Origin of the sequence: Pseudidiomarina sp. WS423, assembly GCF_050750165.1 — a bacterium.
Lineage (GTDB): Bacteria > Pseudomonadota > Gammaproteobacteria > Enterobacterales > Alteromonadaceae > Pseudidiomarina > Pseudidiomarina fusca.
The window spans coordinates 210138-223539 of the sequence record NZ_JBOJLN010000002.1 but is presented as its reverse complement, the minus strand read 5'-3'; the positions used below and the strand labels follow the sequence as shown (position 1 = coordinate 223539).

Genomic DNA, 13402 nt, shown 5'->3' with positions numbered 1-13402 from the left:
CATGCAGCTTTATAGCAGCCAACTCACCCAGCATTTACAACAACATGGGCTAGCGCCTATCGTCTGTGTGTTTGGTGATGCGCCGCTATTAGTGGATGAAAGCGTTCAGCAATTACGCCGTTTTGCGCGCCAGCAAGGCATTGATGAGCGCCAACGGTTGCTCCAAGATGCTCAGCTTGATTGGAGCATCTTGCATACCGCCAGTGCTAATTTAAGCCTGTTTTCGAGTCAGCGTTTACTTGAACTAGAATTACCCGAGGGTAAACCAGGGCGTGAAGGTGGCGAAGCCTTGCGCAGCTATGCCGAGCAGCCCAGCCAAGACCAAATTCTGGTCATTATTGGCCCTAAACTCAAGCAAGAACAACAAAAAGCCAAGTGGTTTCAGCAACTCAGCAAAGTCGCCACCATGGTCAGCGCTAACAATCCTGAGCGCCAGCAGCTGCCACGCTTTATTCAGCAACGGGCGCAACGCTATCAGTTACAACTAGACCCCTCGGCCGTGCAATTACTAGCAGATTGGTACGAAGGTAACCTGTTAGCACTGGATCAAGAATTACAAAAACTAGCCTTAAGCGAGTTACCTCTCCCAGTAACCGCAGCCCTGATTACCTCGCATAGTGAAGATCAAAGCCGTTTCAATGTGTTTGCGTTACAAGAAGCTATTTTGGCGGCGGATCTCGACCAAGCTTTGCACAAGTTGCAACGCCTGTTTGAAGGGGATGTTGAGCCGGCTATTTTAAATTGGGCCCTGCAACGCGAATGGACCCTAGTATTCAGTCTGCAACAAGCTCTGGCGGCGGGACAAAGTTTTAGTTCGGCAGCCAAGCAACAACGTCTGTGGCGCTCGCAAGAACCAGCTTATCGCCAGTTTGTGCAGCGTATGGATGCCTCCGCGATGCAAGTCGCGGGACAATTGTTAAGCCGCTTAGAATACGCTTTTAAAGGTGATTCCGGTGACCACTATCCCACCTTAGTCACGCAATTAGTAGCCCTGTATTGCCGCCCACAACAGTTGCAGCAGCTCCCGTTATGATTCGTGCTATTCTTGGCGGTACTTTTGACCCTATTCATTGGGGCCACTTGCGGCCGGCGCAACAAGTGCAACAGCTACTGCAGGCGCAACTGCATTTAATGCCCAGTGCGCAACCACCCCATCGCGATTATCCCGGCGCTACCGCCACCCAGCGCTTAACCATGGCGCAACTCGCAGCCACGGCGTTAGACCATTGCGTTGCCGAAGACTGGGAGCTCAACCAAGCTCGGCCAAGTTATACTGCGCAAACTCTTGCCGAACTGAAGCAACGCTGGCCACAGGACACATTGGTCTTTTTATGCGGCGCTGATGCCTTTGCATCACTGCATCGTTGGCATCAATGGCAGCACCTTTTTGATCATGCTAATTGGGTCGTCATGCAACGCCCCCATAGCCAGGTTACGTTCAACGCCACCGTTACCAAGGTGCTCACCGAACGCCAAATCACCCAATTGGACCAGTTCAAACAACAGCCTCAGGGGGCGATTTATCTGGCCGCAACCACAGCTGTCGATATCTCTGCAACCGCCATTCGAACAGCTATCAAACAACAACAAGCATGGCAACATTGGGTGCCGGCAAGTGTTGCTCACTACATCGAACAACAGCAGCTTTATCGTTAGCTGCTTTTTTGTGTTGCTTCATGCTAAACTAGCGCATCTTTTTTTGACATGTTAAACCTTGGCCGCCGTCATTCTTGAACGCGCCAAAAACTGGAGTAAGACCCTTTTGCAAGCTGAACAATTACGCGACTTTGTCGTAGCTAAAATTGATGATATGAAAGGCCGCGACGTTAAAGTATTAGACGTACACGAGCAAACCGATGTTGCTGAATATATGGTGATATGTTCAGGTAGCTCAAAAACCCACGTGCGCAGTATTGCGAACTATGTGGCCGCCGAAGCGAAACACCACGGCGTAGCCCCGTTAGGCGTTGAAGGTCATGAACATTCTGAATGGGTGCTAGTAGACCTAGGTGACGTAGTCGTACACGTGATGCAAGAAGCCATCCGTGATTTCTACGAACTTGAAAAACTTTGGAGCCGCAAATAATGCGGATTCAGCTGATAGCTGTTGGGCAAAAAATGCCTGATTGGATCAGCACTGGCTATCACACCTATGCCAAACGTTTTCCAGCCGACTGCCAATTACAATTGGTGGAGATTGCGGCTGGTAAACGTGGTAAAAATGCCGATATTGCCCGTATTCTTAAGCAAGAAGGCGAAGCTATGCTGGCGGCCGTTGGTAAAGGTGATCGGATTGTTACCTTAGAGGTGACCGGTAAACCTTGGACAACCCCCCAGTTAGCTGGACGTTTAGAGCACTGGCTGATGGACGGGCGTGACATTAGCTTATTGGTGGGTGGCCCCGAAGGGTTAGCCCCTGAATGTATTGCCGCAGCCGATGAACGCTGGTCTTTATCGGCCCTCACCTTACCGCATCCACTGGTACGGGTGATTATCGCCGAAGCCTTGTATCGCGCTTGGAGTGTCACCAATAACCACCCCTACCACCGTGAGTAAGCATGAAGCACAAACGCATTACCATCCGAGACAATTACGCTGAAGCTGCGCTATTTGCCCGGCGCGTTTTTGTTAGTTTGCTGGTGGTCGTGGTCACCTTTGGGGTGCTGTTGCTCAACATGTATCATTTACAAGTGGTTGAGCATCAACAGTTTCAAACCCGCTCAAACGATAACCGCATTAAAGTAGTCCCACTAGCCCCTAATCGTGGCATTATTTACGACCGTGATGGCCGCATACTAGCCGAAAACCGCCCGGTTCTGAGTCTAGAAATCACTCCTGAACAAGTCGAAGACTTGGATGCAACCCTGGCCAGATTACAACAGTTGCTTGAGTTTGATGCTAGCGTGATTGAGGATTTTCATGAGACCAGGCGGCGCGAACGACGTTTTAATCAGGTCATTTTATTAGACCGTTTAACCGAGCAACAAGCAGCTCGAGTAGCGGTACGTCAACATGACTTCCCGGGGGTAAGTATTGAGGCACGATTAGTGCGGCATTATCCCTACGGCGAGGCCATCACCCATGCACTGGGCTATGTCGCTAAAATTAACCGTACCGATCTTAATAAACTGACCGAACAAGGTTTAGCTGCCAATTATGCAGCCACTCGAGTGATTGGCAAACTCGGTGTTGAACGTTTTTATGAAGAGCAACTGCATGGCAGTATTGGCTATCAACAAGTTGAAGTTGACATTCGTGGACGTAACATTCGCACGCTATCCGTTCAACCGCCGGTACCCGGCCAAGATTTACACTTAGAACTGGATGCTGAACTGCAACAATTTGCCTACGATCTACTCGGCCAAGATCGTGGCTCTATCATTCTCATGGACCCGCGCGATGGGGCCATATTAGCTATGGTGAGTAAGCCGAGCTATGATCCCAACTGGTTTGCTCAGGGCATCAGCTACGCTCAATATCAAAGCTTACTCAACTCGACCCACTCGCCGCTCCTTAATCGTAGTACCCAAGGTGGCTATCCGCCAGCATCCACCATTAAAGCACATTTAGCCATCACCGCGTTAGAGCAGGATATCATCACGCCAAACAGCCGTATTTGGGACCCAGGTTGGTTCATGATTGAGGGGGTTGATCACCGCTATCGAGATTGGCTAGCGTGGGGGCATGGCTGGGTTAACGTCACCGACGCCATAGTCGAAAGTTGTGATACCTTTTATTACGACATTGCCTTAAAAATGGGCATCAATGTCATTCATGATGATATGGTTCGCTATGGTTTTGGCGAGCGTACTGGCATCGATATCGCCGAAGAATCAGCCGCTGTAATGCCGTCACCAGGCTGGAAACGCGCGCGTTTTAACCAGCCTTGGTATGCTGGCGAAACGGTATCGATTGGCATCGGTCAAAGTTTCTGGACCACCACCCCGATGCAACTCGCCGTAGCCACATCAGTGCTGGCAAACCGCGGGGAGCGCCCGGTCCCACGTCTTTTAGAAAGTATCGCTGAAGGCCCGGTGCGGATTCCCGCTGTGGTGGAACAACGTGAGCCGGTGGTATTGAAAAATGCCAACAACTGGGAAGTCGCCCACCAAGCGCTCACCAAAGTGATCACCTCGCCCAAAGGTACCGCACGGCGGGCGTTTCAAGGGGCCAGTTACACCTCCGCCGGTAAAACCGGAACCGCGCAAGTACGTAGTATCGGCCAAGACGAAGAATATAACGCTGAAGAAATTGCTGAAAAATACCGTGATAATGCGATGTACGTGGGTTACGCACCCGCTGAAAACCCGGAAGTTGTGGTGGTTATTGCCGTCGAAAACGCCGGTGGCGGTAGTAGTATTGCGGCGCCCATGGCGCGCCAATTACTCGATGCCTACTTTGCTGATCCGGCCCCGACGGGAGGCTTAGAGTCTGTGTTAGCGATTTTAGAGGAGCCAGCCGATGCAAACTAGCCAAGAACGCCAACGTCATAAATGGCTCAGTAGATTTCATATTGATGGCCCACTCTTTTTAGCGCTGCTGGTACTAGCCCTGCTTAGTCTCGTCACGGTTTATTCAGCCAGTGGCCAAGACCTCGCCATGACCGAACGCCAAGTGGTGCGTATTGGCTTGGCCTTTGTGGCCATGTTGGTCGTAGCACAAGTTCCCTTAAGTTTAGTTGAGCGCTGGTCACTACCGATATTTGCCGTCGGCATCGTGTTGCTGTTAGGAGTGTTGCTCTTTGGTGAATCCAGTAAAGGGGCGCAACGTTGGCTAAATCTTGGCGTGGCAACCATTCAGCCATCGGAGATCATGAAGCTAGCGGTACCGATGGCCGTAGCTTGGTTCATAGCACAACAAGGCCTACCGCCCACCAAAACGCGTTTGGCTGGGGCCTTTTTGCTGCTGCTCATCCCTACTCTGATGATTGCCAAACAGCCTGATTTAGGTACCTCATTACTGATTGCTAGCGCCGGCATCTTTGTGCTGTTTTTAGCCGGTATGAGTTGGCGTCTCATTACCCTCTTTGGAGTTGCCATAGGCGCTTTTATCCCGGTGCTTTGGTTCTTTCTCATGCACGGCTATCAACGTCAGCGCGTGTTAACCTTCCTTGACCCTGAGCGCGACCCCTTAGGATCAGGTTATCAAATCATTCAATCGAAAATCGCGATCGGTTCCGGCGGTATTGAAGGTAAAGGCTGGTTACAAGGCACCCAGTCGCAGCTGGAGTTTCTCCCTGAGCGCCACACGGATTTTATCTTCTCGGTATTTAGCGAAGAGTTTGGCTTAATTGGCGTGATTGGCTTATTTTTGCTTTATGGTTTCATTGTTTTTCGTGGCATGATTCTGGCCATGCGGGCGCAAAAGGTGTATCACAAATTGTTAGCTGGCAGCTTAACTCTTACCTTTTTTGTTTATGTTTTGGTAAATATTGGCATGGTCTCAGGACTCTTACCCGTGGTTGGTGTACCCTTGCCGCTAGTAAGTTATGGTGGCACATCTATGGTGACATTAATGACAGGATTTGGTTTACTGATGGCTATCGCTACGCATAAACGTTTGGTTATGCACGATTAGCGCCATCAGCACAATAATAACAAGCGGTAAGGAATAACCATGCGCAACTACATTCGTCTGCTCAACCAGCTTAGTACCAAGCTCCTAATCACCGCGAGCTTAGCTGTGGTCCTCAGCCAGCCTGCTAGTGCCAAAGTAGAGCCAGCAGATGCTGCTACCGTAGCGCAATTGCAGCAAGAATTTATTGAAACCATGGTCAACGAGCATGGTTTTAGTACCAGCCAAGTGCAACAACTGTTGCAGCAAGCCAGTTTCAATCAAGACGTATTTGACGCCATTCAACGCCCGTGGGAAGCCAAGCCTTGGCATCAATACTATCCCATTTTTTTGACCGAAAAACGCCTGCAAGCCGGCCTAAAGTTTTGGCAAACTCATCAACAAACGCTCGCCAAAGCCGAACAAGAATATGGCGTACCAGCTGAAATTATTGTCGCAATCATTGGCGTAGAAACCTTTTACGGCGAATACCTAGGTAACTATTCGGTTTTAGATTCACTCTTTACCTTAGGCTTTCACTATCCGCCTCGAGCTAAATTCTTCCGCTCTGAGCTCGCCCAGTTTATGCTGTTGGCCAACGAAGAAGGTTTACCTGCTACTGAGCTGAAGGGCTCCTACGCCGGAGCCATGGGCTATGGCCAATTCATCTCCTCTTCTTACCGTCATTACGCGGTAGATTTTGATGCCGATGGCGTACGTGACTTACTAGGTAATCCAGTCGATGCAATTGGCAGTGTCGCTCATTATTTTGCTCGCCACGGTTGGCAGGCCGATGCTCCCGTTGCGCAGCTGCTAGCGGCGAGCGATTCCGTAGCTAACCTCGTAGAAAAAGGCTTGAAGCCAAGTGCAACTGTGGCCGAGCTCACTGAACAAGGCCTTAGCCTTACCAGCACCGTCAACGCTGATCAGAAAGCCAAAGTGTTTGCGTTTGAGTTAGCTGAGGGCCATGAGTATTGGCTAGGGTTCAATAACTTTTATGTGATTACCCGCTACAATCACAGCCCGCTGTACGCCATGGCTGTGTATCAATTTAGCCAACAGTTGCGGCAAGCGAGGTAGCACCATGCTAAGGCCACTCTACCTAGTCTGGTTAGCCCTGCTTACGTTGCTGCTAGTAGCGTGCTCGAGTGCGCCCGAAGCCCCGTCTCGCTATAGCCAAAAGCATGACTCTATCCCCGCACGACTACCTAGTGCCGATGAACTGATAGAGCCCGAGCCCTCATTTGAGCCTTACAGCCGGCAAGGCAATCGAACTTATCAACTGTTCGGGCGTACTTGGCATATTTTAGATAATGTCGAGGGTTACACCCAAGAAGGAACCGCCTCGTGGTATGGCGAAAAATTTCATGGTCATTTAACCTCAAATGGCGAAACCTACGACATGTATGCCATGAGTGCCGCCCACAAAACCCTGCCATTACCCTCCTATGTGAGAGTAACTAATTTAAATAATCAGCAATCGGTGGTGGTGCGAGTTAACGACCGAGGGCCTTTTCACGGCAATAGAATCATCGATTTATCCTACGTTGCCGCCTATAAAATAGGCATGCTTAAAACCGGAACGGCGCCGGTTCGGATTGAAGTACTGCAACCGCCGGAGCCGAATACGGCAATCGCTGTGACCCCCCCCATCGCACCTACCTCTGTGCCGCAGTTTTATATTCAAGTGCATGCTGGGGCAGATCCTCAGCGGTTAGCCCTTGAAGCTGAAAAACTTCAACAAATCTACGCTGTCCCTGCAACTACTCAACCGAATAATGGTCTATACAAAGTCATGTTAGGTCCGTTTGCCGAACCACAGACCAATGAATTGTTAGAACAACTTCGGCAAGCTGGTTATCCCGACGCGTTTCGGGTAGCCGTGCCCTAAAGCCTGCGTTTTCTGGTAGAACGTGGTACTATTCGAACCCTTTTTAGAACTAGTAACATAGAGAATCATCCTTATGCCCAATGTGTTTCGTCACTTTGTTCGCAGCTTAACCATTGTTGCTGCCGCCTCCGTAACCATAGCTCATGCTGCTATCGTTCCGCCAGCGCCCTCCATTAATGCCAAAGGGTACATTTTGATGGATTACACCACGGGCCATGTCATTGTCGGTGGTAATGAAGATGAGCAATTAGCGCCGGCTAGTTTAACCAAAATGATGACCAGCTATATTATTGGCCGTGAACTGCAAGCCGGCCGCATCAATAATGACGACATGGTCACCATCAGTGAGAACGCTTGGGCCAAGAACTTTCCTGAATCATCCAAGATGTTCATTGAAGTCGGTAAACAAGTATCGGTTGCTGAACTCAACAAAGGCATCGTGATTTCTTCAGGTAATGATGCTTGTGTCGCTATGGCTGAGCACATTGCCGGCAGTGAAGACGCCTTTGCTGATCTGATGAATACCTATGCCGCAGAGCTGCAATTAAGTAACTCTAACTTCGCCAACAGCCACGGTTTACCAGACCCAGACCAATACACCTCGCCGCGTGACATGGCTGTTTTAGGCCGTGCATTAATTCGCGATGTGCCGGAAGAATATTCGTTGTATGCCGAAAAATCTTTTACCTACAACAACATCAAACAGTACAACCGTAACTCGCTGTTGTGGGATCGCAGCATGAATGTCGATGGGATTAAAACCGGCCACACCGAAGAAGCCGGTTATAGCCTAGTCTCGTCAGCCACCGAAGGTGACACCCGCCTCATTGCTGTGGTGATGGGTACGGACAGCGAGCAAGCACGTAAAGTAGAAAGTAAAAAATTATTGAACTACGGCTTTCGTTATTACGAAACCGTCACTGCCTACAGCGCTGGCGAGAGCTTTGTCGATCACCGTATTTGGGGTGGTGAACAAGATACCGTGCAGCTTGGAGTCACTGAAGATGTGGTGATTACTTTACCTAAGGGCCAACGCGGCAACCTGAAAGCAAACTTTGAGTTAACGCAAAACTTGCAAGCGCCTATCGCTAAGGGCACTCAAGTAGGCACTGTGTATTTGCAACTGGACGGCGAAGATATTGCCAGCTACCCACTTGTTACCCTTCATAGTGTTGAACAAGGCGGTTGGTTTAAACGTTTAAGTGACTGGGCTAAGCAATCTTTTAGCGAAGAATAACCCAGCCTTGATGTTAGTTCCAGCAAGGCCGTTGAGTCAGCGGCCTTGCTCTCTCCCCCTCAACCACAACCACAACCACAACCTCTGCCTAGTGCAAACGCGCAAAGCACATTCAAATTCCAACCTTGCCCTAAAATAATGATATAATCGGCCGCAACAGTTACGACACCTTGTTATCGTTATTTTTGCCCTCATCATGCAGTGGTATAAAGCAATGGTGTTAGTTAAGCCATTCATTTGGGAGTAAAGCATGCAAAAAACACGCTTTGATGAGTTGGTTGAGTTTCCTTGTCACTTCACCTTTAAAGTGATGGGCTTGGCGGTTCCACAGTTAGCAGATTTAGTTGTCGCCGTTGCTCAGCAACATGCGCCGGGCGATTATAACCCGACCCTAAAGCCTAGCAGCAAAGGAACCTACCACTCGGTATCTATTCAAATTAAAGTAGAAAGCCAGCAACACATAGAAACCCTCTATCGTGAGCTGGCGGCAATCGAAGAAGTGAAATATGTGCTCTAAGTTGGCCACGGCAGAGATCGCTCAACAACTGCTGATCAGACAGCTGGGTAGGCAGCCCTACCAGCCGGTATGGCAAGCCATGCAAGACTTTACCGATAAGCGCGATGAGCAAACCCGTGACGAACTTTGGGTGCTTGAGCATGAGCCGGTCTTTACCCAAGGCCAAGCCGGTAAAGCAGAACATATTTTGGCTCCGGGCGATATTCCAGTGGTCCAAGTAGACCGCGGTGGTCAAGTCACCTACCATGGTCCCGGTCAACTGGTGGTGTATTTTTTACTGGATATTAGGCGCCGCAAAGTAGGCGTGCGCCAACTAGTCAATACCATTGAAGACACCATAGTGGCGCTGATGGCCAATTATGGCGTGGTTGCTGCCGCCAAAGCCGATGCCCCTGGCGTTTATGTGCAAGGCGATAAACTTTGCTCGCTAGGGTTGCGTATTAGAAAAGGCTGTTCGTTTCATGGTCTGGCACTGAACGTGGATATGGATTTAAGCCCGTTCGCAAGAATCAATCCTTGCGGGTATGCCGGCATGCAAATGGTACAAACAAAATCACTGAATGGGCCGCAGGATGTCACTGATGCGGCCACGCAGGTAACCCAAATCTTCGCTGAATTGATGGGTTATCAAGAAATCACCGAAACAACAGGATTCGCATAGGCTATGTCAAAACCGGTAAGAATTGAACCTGGCGTGAAACTTCGTGATGCCGATAAAATGGCATTGATCCCCGTTAAAATCATGCCTACTGAGCGTGAGCAGATGCTGCGCAAGCCCGCGTGGCTAAAAGTGAAGCTACCTAGCTCTACTCAGCGTATTGACGAAATTAAGCAAGCCATGCGTAAGCATGGGCTGCACTCTGTCTGTGAAGAAGCCTCCTGCCCTAACTTGGCAGAATGCTTCAACCACGGTACCGCAACCTTCATGATTCTGGGTGCCATTTGTACCCGCCGTTGTCCGTTTTGTGACGTTGCGCACGGTCGTCCGCTGCCCGTTGACCCTGAAGAAGCCGTCAAATTAGGTGCTACTATTCGTGACATGAAAGTTAAGTATGTGGTGGTTACTTCCGTTGACCGCGATGATTTACGTGACGGTGGTGCACAACATTTTGCGGACTGTATTCGTGAAATCCGAGCGCAAAGCCCCGGCATTCAGGTAGAAGTGTTAGTGCCTGATTTTCGTGGGCGGATGCAAGTCGCGTTAGATATCCTAACCGATGAGGCTCCGGATGTGTTCAACCACAATCTTGAAACCGTGCCACGCATGTACAAAGCCGCGCGGCCTGGAGCGAATTACCAGTGGTCGTTAGACCTGCTCAAAAATTACAAAGTAGCTCGACCTGATGTCCGTACTAAGTCTGGTCTTATGGTTGGCTTAGGCGAAACCAATGAAGAGATTCTAGAGGTGATGCGTGATTTGCGTGCGCACGATGTTGATATGCTCACCATTGGTCAATATCTACAGCCGAGTCGTCATCATTTGCCCGTCACTCGTTATGTGACGCCAGATGAGTTTGATATGTTCCGCGCTGAGGGCGAGAAGATGGGCTTTACCCATATAGCCTCGGGCCCCTTAGTTCGCTCGTCGTATCATGCCGATATGCAAGCTGCCGGTAAGGAAGTGAAATGAGTATTCTGATCTGGTGTTTATTGATTGCTGGGTTGCTACCGATTGCGGCCAAAGCACCTGTGGTGTATTTCCAGAATCGCGATGCTGGTTACGATAACCGTCATCCGCGAGCTCAGCAACAACGCTTAACAGGTGCTGGTGCTCGTGCTGTGGCGGGTCATTACAATGCGTACGAGGCGTTTCCACTGTATGCCACCGCTATCCTTGCCGTATTAGCCACCAATAGCGTTTCTGATACCAACATTACGTTAGCAGTAAGTTATCTTGGTTTACGCATTGCGTATCATGTTTTGTATTTAGCTAATTACGACAAACTACGCAGCTTGGTCTGGTTTTTCGCAATCGCCTGCCCAGTGATTATGCTGGCACAAACGGCGTTGGCAGTGGCTGCCGCTTAGCACTGTAAGGCTATCATTGGGAGGAGTTTACCTAATCGTGACTCCTCTTAATGAGCATACTGTTGCTGAATAAGTTCTAGATACAGCGATGGCCAACGCGCACTATCGAAATATTGCATCGCCGTGATCTCAGCTAGTGGTCGCCAAGCAAAATAGTCGCTGTTTTGACACGTATCTACCGCATGTAAACCAATCTGCTCGGGCGCACTCCCTAATTCCCACAACGGCTCTCCTTGGCTATTGGTTAGTGAGGTAGGCTGCGCTAGCAAGCGCCAATCCTCTACCGCAGTTCGCCATGGCAAGGTTTGCCACAGCTGTTGCAGTTGCTCAGCACTGAGTTGGCGACTGTCAGTCACCACAATATTTAAACTAGGATGCTGGTAATCACCGCGACAAAAAGCAGCAGCTAAAGGCGCGCTCATCGCGTATTCATCAGCTAGCCCCAACCAATGCCCAAGTTCGTGAGCTAAGAGCTCCACCGGCGCAGCTAAACTAAGTACCATGCTAAAATCTTGTCGCTGCTGCGATGCCGAAGCTATGCCAAACTGCTCTACCAGTAACACTCGATACCGCGCCTGAGTAGGATCAGCGTGGTGGTTGCCGCCACCTAACGGACCTTGGAGATGACATTGTAGGCGACCGCGCGCAGTTACCTGCTGGCATTCGTTGACAGCTTTCGGATAAGGTTGCAACTGCCAACAAAAGCCTAATTGGCGCATCGGCTCCGCCAGTGGCTGTTGCTGCCACTGATGTAATAACTGGTACGCTTTGAGTTCACCACTGCCCTCAGGCACTTGCAACTGAATGGGATAACGGCAAGCAGTAGCCGATGGTGACTGCATGACATGCATGGGTGATTGAGGAGAAAATTCAACACGTGTAGGTCGTACAGGGACGGCTATTAGCCACCCATTAGGCGGCATGGCTAATAGATCAAGCAAGGTCGCTAACTGCGCGGTACTCACTGCCTTCGGATACTTGCCCTCGCTGCCCTCGCTGCGATGGGAGAGCGGATTGGCGAGTACTTGCTGACAACTCACCAGCGCTATCAACAGGATCCCTAACTGCACCATCCGTTGCAAGCGATTGCTCCAGTATGGCGGTTTGCGCGGTCGATCACTCTTGCGCATCAAGCTTAGTTGAATCCGCTTGCTGCTCCAGTGCTTGCTGACTGCGTTGCAGCTCAATCCCAGCATAACGGTGTTCTAAAAAACGGTACACATTGGTTGTGAGCGCTAGTCGAAAATACACCGCTGCAGCTTGGTTGTTGCCTTCCAATTGCTTCAGCTTACCCAAATAAAAGTAACTCTCACACATGCGCTCTGCTAGGGTTTCATCTTCGCCTAAGTGTTTAGGAGCATAGTCATTTAAAAAGCTTTGCTCATCCACCACACCCAACAACAGATCATTCAGCACCCAGCCCCAAGCGCCATTGGCGTACTTGATTCGGCGTTCGGCTAGATTGCGACGGGCCGCCTCGGCATCTGTTTCTACTTCAGCTAAATACAGCCACAGCACCCGATACGGGTCGTCGGGTTGGCTTTCAAAATAGCGTTGATAATCTTTGCTGGCGAGGTCAATCCGGCCATCATAATAGGCTGTCATACCGCGATTAAGCAAGGCATAGGGGTGCTCAGGCTCAAGCTCTAAGGCCGAGTCGAACATCTCATAAGCATAATTGTACTGTTCAATTTCAGTGTACTGGATACCCAGAAAATTATAGGCATCGGCTAAACGTGGATCGCGCTCTAAAGCACGATTTAAATCAATACGAGCTAACCCACTCAAACCGAGCGCATCATAGAGACTGCCGCGTCGATACAGCAATTGCGCCATACTGGCATCATCCAATTGATTCTGGTGATTAGCGAGGTCTGTGAGTTTGGCGATTTCAATTTGATAACGCATGTCTGGCGCTTGCGGCGTTACTACAAATAAATTCATGACGGCCGATTCAGAGGGATCGGGCAATTGGGCACAAGCACCCAGCAACAGCACCGAAGCCAGCACCGCGATACGACTTTTCATAAAGGACAACCTTTCGTTATGGTTCAACTCATCATACCTTAGTTGCAACAAAAATAAAGTTCTGAACAGGTGCTTGAGCAAGCTGATGAGGATTAACAAGGTAACACGGGGGAGCTGAAAACAGCTGATGAATTCACACCAAGGCTTT

The 13402-nt window shown here is 49.9% G+C and carries 15 protein-coding genes; 13 read left to right on the top strand and 2 right to left on the bottom strand.

All coding sequences use genetic code 11. The annotated features are described in order from the left end of the window. Position 1 precedes the first annotated feature (1 nt). The 13 genes from holA (at position 2) to ACQ661_RS03990 (ending at position 11226) form a co-directional block, all read left to right on the top strand. Positions 2–1033: a DNA polymerase III subunit delta gene (holA, locus tag ACQ661_RS04050; protein WP_431667696.1), complete on the top strand. Its 1032-nt coding sequence runs from the start codon at positions 2–4 to the stop codon at positions 1031–1033. Next, complete coding sequence (gene nadD / locus ACQ661_RS04045; RefSeq protein ID WP_431667695.1) at positions 1030–1656, top strand: nicotinate-nucleotide adenylyltransferase; 627 nt, start codon at positions 1030–1032, stop codon at positions 1654–1656. Before holA ends, nadD begins: the two co-directional genes overlap by 4 nt. Before the next feature lie 106 nt (positions 1657–1762). Then, a complete protein-coding gene (gene rsfS, locus ACQ661_RS04040) occupies positions 1763–2086 on the top strand; it encodes a ribosome silencing factor (RefSeq protein WP_110074775.1) in 324 nt (107 codons plus the stop codon). Beyond that, positions 2086–2556, top strand: coding sequence for a 23S rRNA (pseudouridine(1915)-N(3))-methyltransferase RlmH (gene rlmH, locus ACQ661_RS04035; protein WP_431667694.1), 471 nt, complete (start codon positions 2086–2088; stop codon positions 2554–2556). Before rsfS ends, rlmH begins: the two co-directional genes overlap by 1 nt. Before the next feature lie 2 nt (positions 2557–2558). Continuing rightward, positions 2559–4472 (top strand): penicillin-binding protein 2, encoded by a 1914-nt coding sequence (mrdA, locus tag ACQ661_RS04030; protein WP_431667692.1) that lies wholly within the window; start codon positions 2559–2561, stop codon positions 4470–4472. After that, the gene (rodA, locus tag ACQ661_RS04025) at positions 4462–5577 is read left to right on the top strand and encodes a rod shape-determining protein RodA (RefSeq protein ID WP_431667691.1); all 1116 of its coding nucleotides are present in this window, start codon (positions 4462–4464) and stop codon (positions 5575–5577) included. Before mrdA ends, rodA begins: the two co-directional genes overlap by 11 nt. Before the next feature lie 39 nt (positions 5578–5616). Next, the gene (gene mltB, locus ACQ661_RS04020) at positions 5617–6633 is read left to right on the top strand and encodes a lytic murein transglycosylase B (RefSeq protein ID WP_431667690.1); all 1017 of its coding nucleotides are present in this window, start codon (positions 5617–5619) and stop codon (positions 6631–6633) included. Positions 6634–6637: 4 nt separating this feature from the next. Next, positions 6638–7444: a septal ring lytic transglycosylase RlpA family protein gene (locus ACQ661_RS04015; RefSeq protein ID WP_431667688.1), complete on the top strand. Its 807-nt coding sequence runs from the start codon at positions 6638–6640 to the stop codon at positions 7442–7444. A gap of 73 nt (positions 7445–7517) precedes the next feature. Further along, the gene (locus ACQ661_RS04010) at positions 7518–8681 is read left to right on the top strand and encodes a D-alanyl-D-alanine carboxypeptidase family protein (RefSeq protein ID WP_110074781.1); all 1164 of its coding nucleotides are present in this window, start codon (positions 7518–7520) and stop codon (positions 8679–8681) included. A gap of 250 nt (positions 8682–8931) precedes the next feature. Then, positions 8932–9198, top strand: a complete 267-nt coding sequence (gene ybeD / locus ACQ661_RS04005; RefSeq protein ID WP_153825772.1) for a DUF493 family protein YbeD — start codon at positions 8932–8934, stop codon at positions 9196–9198. Further along, positions 9188–9859 (top strand): lipoyl(octanoyl) transferase LipB, encoded by a 672-nt coding sequence (gene lipB, locus ACQ661_RS04000; protein WP_431667687.1) that lies wholly within the window; start codon positions 9188–9190, stop codon positions 9857–9859. Before ybeD ends, lipB begins: the two co-directional genes overlap by 11 nt. Positions 9860–9862: 3 nt before the next feature. Next, positions 9863–10828, top strand: a complete 966-nt coding sequence (lipA, locus tag ACQ661_RS03995; RefSeq protein ID WP_153825774.1) for a lipoyl synthase — start codon at positions 9863–9865, stop codon at positions 10826–10828. After that, the gene (locus ACQ661_RS03990; RefSeq protein WP_153825775.1) at positions 10825–11226 is read left to right on the top strand and encodes an MAPEG family protein; all 402 of its coding nucleotides are present in this window, start codon (positions 10825–10827) and stop codon (positions 11224–11226) included. The genes lipA and ACQ661_RS03990 overlap by 4 nt, the downstream gene beginning before the upstream one ends. Positions 11227–11273: 47 nt before the next feature. Here the strand turns inward: ACQ661_RS03990 and ACQ661_RS03985 are convergent, their stop codons facing one another. Together ACQ661_RS03985 and nlpI are read right to left on the bottom strand one after the other, a co-directional pair. Then, a complete protein-coding gene (locus ACQ661_RS03985) occupies positions 11274–12356 on the bottom strand; it encodes a hypothetical protein (protein ID WP_153825776.1) in 1083 nt (360 codons plus the stop codon). Beyond that, positions 12343–13254, bottom strand: coding sequence for a lipoprotein NlpI (gene nlpI / locus ACQ661_RS03980; protein WP_153825777.1), 912 nt, complete (start codon positions 13252–13254; stop codon positions 12343–12345). The genes ACQ661_RS03985 and nlpI overlap by 14 nt, the downstream gene beginning before the upstream one ends. Positions 13255–13402 lie beyond the last annotated feature (148 nt).

Coding starts and splice junctions, on each gene's coding strand:
- rodA (WP_431667691.1), top strand. CDS start 4,462: ATGCAAACTAGCCAAGAACGCCAACGTCATAAATGGCTCAGTAGATTT.
- nadD (WP_431667695.1), top strand. CDS start 1,030: ATGATTCGTGCTATTCTTGGCGGTACTTTTGACCCTATTCATTGGGGC.
- ACQ661_RS04010 (WP_110074781.1), top strand. CDS start 7,518: ATGCCCAATGTGTTTCGTCACTTTGTTCGCAGCTTAACCATTGTTGCT.
- lipB (WP_431667687.1), top strand. CDS start 9,188: ATGTGCTCTAAGTTGGCCACGGCAGAGATCGCTCAACAACTGCTGATC.
- ACQ661_RS03990 (WP_153825775.1), top strand. CDS start 10,825: ATGAGTATTCTGATCTGGTGTTTATTGATTGCTGGGTTGCTACCGATT.
- nlpI (WP_153825777.1), bottom strand. CDS start 13,254: ATGAAAAGTCGTATCGCGGTGCTGGCTTCGGTGCTGTTGCTGGGTGCT.
- ACQ661_RS03985 (WP_153825776.1), bottom strand. CDS start 12,356: ATGCGCAAGAGTGATCGACCGCGCAAACCGCCATACTGGAGCAATCGC.
- mltB (WP_431667690.1), top strand. CDS start 5,617: ATGCGCAACTACATTCGTCTGCTCAACCAGCTTAGTACCAAGCTCCTA.
- holA (WP_431667696.1), top strand. CDS start 2: ATGCAGCTTTATAGCAGCCAACTCACCCAGCATTTACAACAACATGGG.
- mrdA (WP_431667692.1), top strand. CDS start 2,559: ATGAAGCACAAACGCATTACCATCCGAGACAATTACGCTGAAGCTGCG.
- rlmH (WP_431667694.1), top strand. CDS start 2,086: ATGCGGATTCAGCTGATAGCTGTTGGGCAAAAAATGCCTGATTGGATC.
- ACQ661_RS04015 (WP_431667688.1), top strand. CDS start 6,638: ATGCTAAGGCCACTCTACCTAGTCTGGTTAGCCCTGCTTACGTTGCTG.
- lipA (WP_153825774.1), top strand. CDS start 9,863: ATGTCAAAACCGGTAAGAATTGAACCTGGCGTGAAACTTCGTGATGCC.
- ybeD (WP_153825772.1), top strand. CDS start 8,932: ATGCAAAAAACACGCTTTGATGAGTTGGTTGAGTTTCCTTGTCACTTC.